We start from the raw sequence: 11,441 nt of genomic DNA, 5'->3' as shown, positions 1-11,441 counted from the left end.
ACGTGACTTTAGAGCTTTTGCAACAAAGGGTTATTCAGCATTTAACCTGCATCTACGGCGAAGTTGAGTTATCAACAACGCTTGAACAACTCGCAGATAGATTAATCAATACCATGTTAGGTGATGATCCCGTTCGAGACCCAACGCCGCATAAAAACCGTTGGGATGAGCAAGATATGATTTTAATTGCCTACGGTGATTCGATTATTCGTCATGCTAATACGGATGAAGCCGTTGCTAAGCCTGAAGAGCCGCCTTTGCATACGTTACATCGCTTTGTAAAAAACCAATGCTTACCCGAGCTTAATGCACTACACATCTTGCCGTTTTACCCATATAGCTCAGATGAAGGCTTCGCGGTAATGAATTATGTGCAAGTGAATGAAGCGTTAGGTAGTTGGCAACATATCCGTGATATTTCAGCGGATGTTAGGTTGATGGCAGATTTGGTGATCAACCACTGTTCTAGCCGCAGCGTTTGGTTTGAAAACTTTATTCAGGGCAAAGAGCCGGGAAAAGGGTATTTTAAAACGGCAAGCCAGAGTGATGACCTTGTGCAAGTTGTTCGCCCGAGAACATCACCCCTTTTACAGGCGGTTGAAACTAAAGACGGTTTGCAACATGTGTGGTGTACCTTTAGTCATGACCAAGTCGACTTTGATTTTGCTAACCCAGATGTGCTCAATGAATTTGTCAGCATTATTCGTCATTATTTAGATAACGGTGTGCGTATATTCCGCCTTGATGCGGTGGCTTTTTTATGGAAAAAACTCAATACCCGCTGCATTAACCTGCCTGAGACACATGAAGTGATCAGGCTGCTTCGCACCCTTATTGAGCATTTTGAGCCTAATGTGATTATTATCACAGAAACTAATATCCCGAACCGCGAAAACCTATCGTACTTTGGTAATGCCAACGAAGCGCATTGTATTTACAACTTTTCATTACCACCGCTGTTATTACATACCTTACTCAGTGGCGACAGTACCGCATTAAAACATTGGATGATGAGTATGCCACCTCCTCAAGAAGGGACGGCATACTTTAACTTTATAGCTTCACATGATGGTATTGGCTTGCGCCCCGTTGAAGGCTTGTTGGAGCAAAGTGAAATTGCCGAAATGGTCAATACTACGGCTAAATATGGCGGTAAAGTCTCATTACGCACCGCACCTGATGGCACCAATACACCTTATGAGTTAAACATTGCCTTATTTGATGCGTTGCAAGGTACCCATAAAGGCCCAGATAAATGGGGTGTTGCACGCTTTTTATGTGCGCATGCCATTATGTTTGCGCTTGAAGGTATTCCAGGTTTGTATATTCACAGCTTACTCGGTACCACCAATGATTATGAACGCTTTGAAAACAGCCAACATAACCGAGCGATTAACCGACACCGCTGGCAAGAGTCAGATTTACTAGCAAAGCTGAGTAATGAAAATGCCCATCATCGTACTGTGTTTAAAGCGATGAAAAACCTAATGTCTATTCGTAAGGCGCAAAGTGCATTTCACCCTAATGCGACGCAATATACGTTACATTTAAGCGAAGGGCTCTTTGGTTTTTGGCGACAAAGTATCAACCGTTCGCAAAGTATGTTTTGTGTTTATAACATTAGTGACGAGCCGCAAACGCTTACGCTTGCCGACTTAAATTTGATTGGTACCGAGCAATGGCGAGATTTGATCAGCGGTGAGCAAATTACTGAGCAAACACAAACAATGTCGCTAACCCCATACCAAGCTGTATGGCTCAGCAATAAATAATGTAAATGCCCTTTACAGTTTGCTATTGGTTACCTCTAAAAGAAGTGATTCAACACTGAAGGGAAGGGCATTTTTATTCGCATTACTGAAAACGCGAAAGTTAATTGCTAGGTTATCACTGTGAATTTGTTCAACTAGCTTAAGCGTTTGTTCGTTATGTTGACTGAAAATAGCCACTTCATGATGCATAGCTCCGGTTGCGTAATTATTGAGTAGATCATGAACATTTACTATAGCTAAAGCTCCTAGCGTGACATGACCACCGATAGTGACGTCTATTTTTTCTGCCACAACTCTGAGCGGCCAATTTATTGCGCCAACCAATACATCTTTGCGTTTATTTAACTCATCAAGCGCTGCAATCGCCCCTAATGCCATGGCATCATTGGCAGCCCAAACCATATTGATGTTAGATTGATGGCTAAAGTAGCCAAGACTCTGGCGATACGCTTGTGTTGCTGACCAGTTGGCAACTGTTTTAGCGGTGATAGTAGCATTATCATACGCTTGAACACTTTGCTCTAAACCTTGCTCTCTATCAAGTGCTGCATGGGTAGTGTAATCACCATTAATCGCAAGAATATTTGCCGTGTGCTGAGCTTGTTCAAATAGCTTTTCGGCTAATAGTTGCCCCGCTTGTTTGTTATCGGGCACTACGCTACCTGCGATATTAATGCCATGATCAATCAAACGTTTTAGTTCTTGTTTTGATGGGCGGTTAAGTAAAAAATAGATGGGCGTAGAGATGTGCTTTAAGCTTAAAAGTTGTTGGGTAAGCACACTTTTCTCATCAACTAAAATCAGCATATCTGGCTTTGCTTTTATCGCTTTAGCCACTAATGACTTCATTTCAATATGATTTCGGTTGGCATAATGAATTGTTAAATCGAGATCAAAGTCTTTGGCAGCATCACGCATCAACTGCGACACTTCAAACCAAAACGGGCCTGTGACATTGGTATCGGCATGACCTGGGTTTATAAAAATAATATTTTGCTTGGCAAAAACACTCGGTAAGCAAAATAGGCAGATAATGAAAAATACCGTTTTGAGCATAGTCTTATTAAGTTAAAAGGCCGATAGGGTAGAGTATAGCGCGAATTGGTAGGTTTTAAGTAAATGATTGGAATAGGATAGTTTTTTAATTTCTGATAGAAAAAGGGCTGCACAAATGTGCAGCCCCAAGAGAATCAAATTGAAATTATAACGCTAAATTAAAACTCGAATGTTACATTGGCGAATACACGTCGGCCAATTGAGTCGTATTGAGAATACAATGCCGCATTACCTACTTGGAACTCCGTGCTCGATAAGCGAGGAGGCTCTTTATCAAATAAGTTTGCAACACCCATTGTCGCGCTCCAACCGCCTGAGAAGTTAGCCGAACCCGAAAGAGTGTGATAAGTTGTCCATCTAGTTTCACCAACGAAACGAACTTCTTCTCCACGGTATGTTGTTAGATTCGAATCATTGTTATATTCATAATCGTTTGTAGAGTCGAAGTAATTCGCAGTCCAAGTCAAGCTGTAATCATCCCAGCCATAAGTTAGTGATGCGTTACCAACATGCTTAGGTTCACCCATCTCGCCAACTTCATTGTTTAGCTCACTATTTTCGAATAACTGATAAGTACGTTCAATTTGCATTGTATGTTCTAATCGGAATCGAATTGAGCCAAAGTCAAACATATCTTGGTATGTGAAGTTATAATCGACACCGCGAGCATTTTGGCTAGCAACATTTACATAGCCACTATAGATTTCATCAATACCGTAGTCGTTATTAGAACCATCTCGACGAGTGAAAAGGTCACACAACGGCTCATTTGCAAAATCTTTAGATTCATAACATTGAGACGTAATATCACCGCCACTTAAGCTAGTCACTTCATCATCAATCGAAATGTTGTAATAATCTATTGAAAGAGCATAGGTGTCTTCTGGACTTCTCCAAACAAAGCCAATAGTTTCTGTGACCGCAGTTTCAGCTTTTAATCGTCCTTCACCACCACTTGTATAAATAGTTGCAGAGCTACCGCCTAGAGCATAATCAGCAGGGATCCCATCTGCCTGACAGTTGTTTGCAACTGTCTGAGTAATATTACCTGCGGCAAATTCTTCAGACCAATTCAAACAAGGATCGACTGCTAATTGTCCACCAAAACCAGATTGGTTTGCTAAATAAAGTTCATAAAGTGCTGGCGAGCGGAAAGAACTGCCGCGGTTAGCACGAATATTAAAGCCTTCAACTACTTCCCAATTTAGACCTAATTTATATGTTGTATCGTTGCCATAAGTATTAACGTCTGTCCAACGGAATGACGCTGATAGATCAAGCGAGTTCATCAAAAATAGATCTTTTACAACAGGTACTTTGACTTCACCATACACAGCTCGTGTGATTTGTGAGCCCGCAGTGATCCCCGCTCCTGTTAGACCCCAAGAGTTACCATCTAATGTATGTTTTCCTGGCGTGTCTTCGATTTCATCCTTCTGAATTGAAAGACCAAATGCAGATCCAACTGTTCCTGCAGGTAAATCGAATAAGTCACCAGTAATATAAGCATCTAAAGTTTGTTGCTTATAAATAGTATTACCGATATCTTCACCAAAAATAAAATCTCTAACCTCTTGAGATGGGTTTCCAGCTAAGAAATTTGGATCAGTCCAAGGGATATCTACACAAGTTCTTTTTGAAAACTCAGTTACTTCACCATTACATTGAACGCCGTTAGCTAAATTTAGCTGAGACATCACAAGCGAATCTCTTAAGAAGATCTGTTGCTGATATTCACCGTCATTGTAACTATTTTGGTAAGAAACATCCCACAACCAATCGCCTAGGCTACCTTCTAAACCAACTACAGCACGCGTGTAATCAACAGTCGTCTCAGAACCGTAATGATCAGATAATGCAACAGGCATTAAAAATGCGTTTCCAGAGAAACCATCAAATAGGTCTGCAGCTTGAGGGCCAATATCACCAATCCAAAACTGTCTATAACTACTCATTGTAGTCGTTCGTGAGCTATGGATTAATTCGCCGTACAATTTCATATCATCAGTAATTGCGTAATCACCTTGAGCAAATACTGACCACACTTCAGTTTCTGGACGCATACTTTCATTGTCTAGAAACGGGTGCTGAAGGTCCCACCAACCATCACTTTCTTTGTCATAAGAAACAGGATACCAGCCATCAGGAGTGGTTAAATCACCTGGTTGAGTCGCTGTGCTATTGTAATTATCATATCCGTTTGCACCGAAGAATCCGTCATAGTCGTATGCTAGATTTGGTCCACTACCTACAACGTTTGTTGCACCTGCACCATATACCCAAAGGCCGTATCCGGTTTCATTACAATTAGCTTTGCCTGTTCTAGGATCGATCGGATCAGCTTGAGAGCCATCCGCATTGTATAAAAGACGCTCGGTACAATTCAGAAAGTCTCGATCACCTCGTTTCAGCTCTTTTGAAACTTTATAATCGGCAGTTACACGGAAGGAGCCTTTACTAAATTCTTCACCATAGCTAATATTGAAGCGTTGCTCTTCACCACCTGATTCAAATGGTTGGCTAATATCAACATTTACAGATTTATCGTCACCTTTTTTAGTAATAATGTTGATAACACCTGCAATCGCATCAGAACCGTATAATGAAGATGCGCCATCTTTAAGGATTTCTACACGCTCAATTGTCGAAAGTGGAATAGTATTAAGATCAAAAGCCGAAACTTGGCCACGAGTACCTGCTGGACCAGCTCTTCGTCCATTTAGAAGAATTAGGGTACGAGATGCACCTAAACCACGTAAAGATGCAGTCTCTGTACCTTTACCACCAGCAGTAACATAACCCACACTCATTGCTGAGGTAATTTGATTTGAGCCTGCAGCGGCAGTACTGGTTCTAAGTAAATCAGCTAGGGTTTTGATGCCCTCATTTTTTGCATCTTCTACCGTGATTATATCTATAGGAGTTTCACTTGCGAAACTATCCGTTCGAATACGAGAGCCGATAACTTGTACTTTTTCAATAGCTTCTGCACCTTCTTGATCTGCAGCTATAGACTGACCAGAGATTGCAAGTGCAGATGTACATAGGGCAAGTTTAATACTTGCACCTAAGATATTATATTTTTTCATTATTTCACCTGTTATTTTTTATTTTATCCTTTACACAAGGTTTGTTAACTTTTTTTTCAAAATATTAACGGCTAAGACTTTATCATTGTCCCTATTTTTTGCAAATAAAAACTGCGTATCAATTTGTACGCTACTAAAGCTAAATGAAACAGTTAGTTAAGTTAAGTTTGGTATGGATTAGATTTTTATATGTGTTAGTTGTTAGCGATTGCTAACTTAATTGACTTTTAATATTTTTGTTGGATGTAATATTTTGCCTGTATTAGGCTTACGCAGCGTTTCGCTTTATAATGGGTGCACAATTTGTATTTGGTTGAGGGTGTATGAGAGCCATTTTTATTAGTTTTTTAATCGTTTTTTCCAGTCTGAGCGCGGCCAACAATATTGACCTTGAGGCCAATATGAAAAACATGGGGCTTGCTTATAAAAACTCAGTGCGAGCAACTGATTTAGCCACCTTTAATACCGCTATCGATGAATTTATTGAGTTGTTAGAGACTGCCAAAACAGCTGATTTTAAACAGCATAAAACGGCGTCTTTAGAAGGGCTTGATAAAGTCATAAATCAAGCAAAGCAAGCTAAGCAACTTGCAACGACCCGTGGCCTTGAAGCTGCAAAAGCGCCGCTTAAATCTATTGATGAGCTACGTAAGAAATACCATGAGCTTCATGAGCCGCCAGGTTTTTGGGAGTTGTTATTTGGCAAATATAAATAAACTAACGAGTTAGATTTACTTTAATTTAAAAAAGGTGCCGAGGCACCTTTTTTAACGCTTTTTCTTTTTACCTTGAACTGCCTTCAAGCGCGGATTGTCTTTATTAATAACATAGACACGACCTTTACGCTTTACGATTTGGCAGCCCGGGCGGTTCTTCGCGCTTTTTAATGAACTTAACACTTTCATGTTCTTTCCTTAATAGCAATTACTTGCTCGCTAAGTTTTTGAAACGACGATTAAACGCAGCAACACGGCCATCGCTTGCAACGGCTTTTTGCTTACCGGTATAAAACGGGTGTGAATCGCTTGATACGTCAATTGGCACATAAGGGTAGGTTTTTCCCTCAAGTTCAATTGTGCGAGAAGTTTTAATTGTCGAACCAATAATAAAGTAGCTGTCTGCCGCTGTATCATGAAACGCGACTTGCTGGTAATCAGGGTGGATATTTGGCTTCATAATGGAACTCTTTGTTATGTGATAATGTAGCGATTATAGGGTGGTTGACTATTTGGATCAAGATAAAAATGATTCTTATTTATATTGGTTTGTCTTAATTTTGTACAAGCTGAACAATCAATAAGCAGTTAGATTTAAAAAGCTGGATATTGTCGATAAGGCTGTTATAACTAGGTATGCGTGCTTATTTTAAAGAGGGATATGGAAGTGAATGATAAAACTAGCCGTGAAGAACTAGATCAAAATGTAATGAACACGCTTCGCGATAAAGACCATTCTGTTTTAGCTAATCATGTAGACACCTTGTCGTGTACTCACAACGATATTATTGAGTTGTTGGCACAGTATTTAGCTCTGAGTGAACAAGATGATGATGAGCGTTTCGATACCTGGTTTGATAATCTAAGTAAAGAGCAACACACCGTTGTGAAGACTTTCGAAGTGTATCGTGGTCAGTACGAGCATTTAGATTCTTAATACTTGATCATGTTGTTTTTACATGAAAAAAGCCACCCGAAGGCGGCTTTGCTGATTAGCGCTAACTAATTAATCTAACATGTAAGCTCGCATGGTAATTTGCTCTGCTTGGCTTGAACCATAATCAGAAACAATCGTTCGAATATGGACAAAGTCACCGACGTTTCCAGTATTAGGGATCGTAGCTACCCATTCACCGTCAATGTGTTCAACCTGTGCATCTAACCAGTTTTCGCTTGAGAACTTCGTTGATACAGGGCAATAGATATAAGCAGGCACGTTAGCAATCGTACATTCTTGTCCGTACGCATATTGGAACTGTACATCTGCCAGCGCCACTTCACCTACACCGTCCAGTAAACCCGTTAATTTAACTTGAGCCGCTTCACCTGCTTTCATGCTGTTATTAATATCAACAGGTAAATCAACCATAGGCACTAAAATTGGCTGAACACCTTGTTGCTGCTCGTCAGCCGTAAATGTATAGAAACCTTGGTAAAGAGAACCTAGCTTATCATTGACTGGAGAGCGCTCACCAACACCACGGGCATAAGAACGCATTTCTAAGGTAATTTGATGAGAGCCCGGCTCAAGAGTTAACGTACCTTGATACGGAGATGCTGGCTCACCATTTACTTTTAAACCAAAGGCTGAGCTACCCATATAACCAAAAATACCATCATGGTTTGCGGCATCGCCAAACGAGGCAAGGTTAAAGTAAAGAACATTGGTATCGCGGCTAATAATCGCCGAGCCACTGCTGCCTAAGCTACCAGCACGTGGACCTTTAAACCAAGTAGTGCTTTGCTCAGCACCTTCAGTCATAGCGCGTGGACCATCAAAATAAGCGCCACCACTTTGAATTTGATAGTTTGGCATAACGACATTCGTCCATGCATTTTTTGTACTTGCTGTGTAATATTCATCACGCTGATGAGGCAACATAATTAACTGTGAGCTACCTGTTGAGTAGAACTCTCCGGTACTGTTGGTCATTGCCATAACATCAGTCCATGCAGGGCGCTCATCATTTTGCGAGTGATAAGACGCACTCATTTTATGCATTTTATGTTCAGCAATATTGATTTGCCCAGATTGAATTCGGCCATCAGTAATATGGTTGATTGAATAAGCATAAGGTGAGCGTTCAGCCGCAATACCAGACCAGCTAACGATATTGTTGCCAGCCTCTATTTCTGCCATTAAGGCTTCACCTTGTTCGGTACTAATACCAATCACGGGGACTTTTGGTGTGCCTGTGATTGCCCCTTTATATCGGCCGCCACGACCAGGACGATAAAAAATCACACCGCTGGCGCCATTTTTCATCGCATTACCGACCATGTAAGACGTGAGGTAATTAGGGTTAGCAATAAGCGCAATTTTTCCGTCTAACTCAAATTGGCTCCAGTCAGTGCTGTAACCAGCATCACCTACTGGCACTACTTCTGCAGAGCCTTCACCATGAAAAGACAGTGCTAAACCTTGTTTGATGTAATCAAGTTCAACCCCATTTTGCATCGTGACGGTTGTTTCTGGAGCCACTGCGCGGGTGGTGATAAATGAGCGAAAACGATCGTCATGACCTTGTGACCATGCATACATATCATTTACGTAATCAGGTGCCATTTCGATAGCTGCAAGCTTCGCAACTTCTTGATCGTCAATCGCGTAAGTAAAGCCAAATGAATAACCTTGTGGATCAAGAGGCTGGTCAGCTTTGAAGGTGACAGGTTGAGCGTTACGTGCATCAAAGTTAATCTCTGTTTTGCCATCAATCTTACGATTTAATACAGCCATTTGTGCCGCTGATTCAACTAAACCAGAGCTGGTTTGCTGATTATCGTAAGTCATAATGTTAGCAATCAACGTATAGTAACCTGCAGGTACATCGATATTGGCTTTACCGCCAGTGAGCCTAACAAGACTGCCCCAATCATCTTCTTCATTAATTAAGTAAAGCTTTGATGGCGAGCCTGCTTGATTACCCCAGCGATCAGTCAGGTTTACCGTTAAATTAACGTGAGGTTGGTCAATCCAAAATGATACTGGCACAGTTACTTGTTGGTCGGTATTGCCAACGGTTGTGCCTGTGATACGACCTGTAATTGCACCATAAGCACTGTTATTAAGTGCCACACTAGGGTCAATCCACATAGGGACTTGAGCAACACCTTTGGCTGGGATTGTCACAGATTTAATATCTAATCCTGCCAAGGTCGCCGGTAATTGTGTTTTACCATCTTCACCGATTAAATCTAATTTCAATTTTAATTTAATACTTTCATCAGACGTGTTTGTTAGCGTGATCTGTGTTTCTGTAAATGCACTATTGGCATTATCAAAGTAGCCAAGTTCACGGTTTGCAGGGGCCACAATAGCTTGGTCAATGGCACGGTCTATATTCATGGCACCGGCACCTTGCTCAAGGACGTGTGAGTCACCACTAAATACGGATGATGTGAGCACGTCTTTAATTTCTTTTGGCGTAAGGTCTTGGCGAGCTTGCATTACAATTGCAGCACCACCGGCAACATGAGGGGCAGCCATTGATGTACCTGAATACACGCGGTAGGCCGTATCACCTAAGCCACCAGAAGCCGCGGCAACCACAGAGACACCTTGCGAGGCAATATCTGGTTTTGCTGAGTGGCCATCTGGCGATGGACCGCGTGAAGAGAACGACGCCGTATTGCCGTCACGATCAATAGCACCCACGGTTAATGCACTTGGCGCGCAGCCCGGTGAACCAATTGTTTCGCGGGTAAAGCTATTGCCCGCAGAGATAACAAATAAAGCTTTATCGCTAAGCGCTTCAACCATCTCAACCAATGGGCCACTACAGGTTGTTGCTGTGCCACCCAATGACATATTTACAATATTAGCGTGCTCAGAAAGCACCGCCCATTGCATGCCATTTAAAATACCGTAAGTTGAACCTGAGCCCGTATTGCTTAATACTTTACCGATAATTAAATCGGCGGCTGGTGCCACACCGACCCATTTGCCTGCTGACTCATGGCCATTGCCTGCAACGGTTGAGGCTGTATGAGTTCCATGACCATTTAAGTCATCTACACCGTTGCTCGAATACGTAAAATCGCGGGATGCAATGACGCGACCTTGTAAGTCTGGGTGCTCGGTATCGTAGCCTGTATCAAGCACGGCAACTTTAATACCTGCGCCATTATAGTTAATCGCTGACTCACCATATGCGCCGGTTAGTGGGACTGTTGGAGTCAGTGTTTCTGACTGGGTAACCTTGTGAGCATGAACGACAGCATCAAGCCAAATACCTTCAACGTCAGCTTGTGCAACCAGGGTTTGCCAAGTTTGCGCTGCTTTGTCTTTGTTGATTGCAAATGCGGCGCTGTCGATTAGCTCAATTTCACCGGTTAATGACATACCAGCAAGCGTTGCTGGGACTGCAGGTCCTGCAAGGGTGCCGTCGCGGTATTCAACAATGACGGGGAGGGCGTCAGTTGATGCATCATCGTAACCCGATTCATATAACTTATTAATATTGAAAAGCTCTAAATCAATCGCATTTGAATCAACTAAGGCTTGAGCATGGTTTGGAACAACATAGGTGTTGTTACCACGTTTAAAGATACTGGTGAACGTATCTGAACCATCTGCATTCACTAATCGAATGCCGCCTAGCTTGCCGTCTTTATTGACAACAGCCGATACTTTGTCCCCAGTGATCAAAGTGAATGTAAGGGCATCCGCTTTACTTTGTTGCGTAACAAATGATTCTTCTGCGGTTGCTGGTTGGGCAATCGATAAGCCGAGCATGGCTAAGTAGGTCGCCTTTAAGCGACCAAGCCTTGGAAAAGGTTTCATCTTTTTATCCTGTATTTTGATGTAA

The 11,441-nt window shown here is 41.9% G+C and carries 8 protein-coding genes; 3 read left to right on the top strand and 5 right to left on the bottom strand.

Annotated elements, in window-relative coordinates:
* The first annotated feature begins 2 nt into the window (after positions 1–2).
* Entirely contained in the window at positions 3–1,772 is a 1,770-nt protein-coding gene (locus HUS61_RS07005; protein WP_175081628.1) for a sugar phosphorylase, read from the top strand.
* Between the two features lie 12 nt (positions 1,773–1,784).
* Here HUS61_RS07005 and HUS61_RS07000 read toward each other — a convergent pair whose 3' ends face one another.
* Together HUS61_RS07000 and HUS61_RS06995 are read right to left on the bottom strand one after the other, a co-directional pair.
* Entirely contained in the window at positions 1,785–2,828 is a 1,044-nt protein-coding gene (locus HUS61_RS07000) for an ABC transporter substrate-binding protein (RefSeq protein ID WP_175081627.1), read from the bottom strand.
* A 158-nt stretch (positions 2,829–2,986) separates the two neighbouring features.
* Complete coding sequence (locus tag HUS61_RS06995; RefSeq protein WP_175081626.1) at positions 2,987–5,917, bottom strand: TonB-dependent receptor domain-containing protein; 2,931 nt, start codon at positions 5,915–5,917, stop codon at positions 2,987–2,989.
* 323 nt (positions 5,918–6,240) lie between these two features.
* On the opposite strand from HUS61_RS06995, the gene HUS61_RS06990 reads away from it, so the two are divergent.
* Positions 6,241–6,633 (top strand): cytochrome b562, encoded by a 393-nt coding sequence (locus tag HUS61_RS06990; RefSeq protein WP_175081625.1) that lies wholly within the window; start codon positions 6,241–6,243, stop codon positions 6,631–6,633.
* A gap of 51 nt (positions 6,634–6,684) precedes the next feature.
* Here HUS61_RS06990 and ykgO read toward each other — a convergent pair whose 3' ends face one another.
* A complete protein-coding gene (ykgO, locus tag HUS61_RS06985) occupies positions 6,685–6,822 on the bottom strand; it encodes a type B 50S ribosomal protein L36 (protein ID WP_058584105.1) in 138 nt (45 codons plus the stop codon).
* Positions 6,823–6,841: 19 nt separating this feature from the next.
* The gene (locus HUS61_RS06980) at positions 6,842–7,093 is read right to left on the bottom strand and encodes a type B 50S ribosomal protein L31 (protein WP_058584106.1); all 252 of its coding nucleotides are present in this window, start codon (positions 7,091–7,093) and stop codon (positions 6,842–6,844) included.
* A gap of 201 nt (positions 7,094–7,294) precedes the next feature.
* Between HUS61_RS06980 and HUS61_RS06975 the strand changes: the two genes are divergently transcribed.
* The gene (locus HUS61_RS06975) at positions 7,295–7,570 is read left to right on the top strand and encodes a hypothetical protein (RefSeq protein ID WP_181447684.1); all 276 of its coding nucleotides are present in this window, start codon (positions 7,295–7,297) and stop codon (positions 7,568–7,570) included.
* Between the two features lie 69 nt (positions 7,571–7,639).
* Here HUS61_RS06975 and HUS61_RS06970 read toward each other — a convergent pair whose 3' ends face one another.
* A complete protein-coding gene (locus HUS61_RS06970; RefSeq protein WP_175081624.1) occupies positions 7,640–11,416 on the bottom strand; it encodes a S8 family serine peptidase in 3,777 nt (1,258 codons plus the stop codon).
* Positions 11,417–11,441 lie beyond the last annotated feature (25 nt).

Source organism: Pseudoalteromonas sp. 0802 (assembly GCF_013350085.1).
Lineage (GTDB): Bacteria > Pseudomonadota > Gammaproteobacteria > Enterobacterales > Alteromonadaceae > Pseudoalteromonas.
Note: the sequence above shows the minus strand (reverse complement) of the source record. Positions and strands in the feature narration are given on the sequence as shown.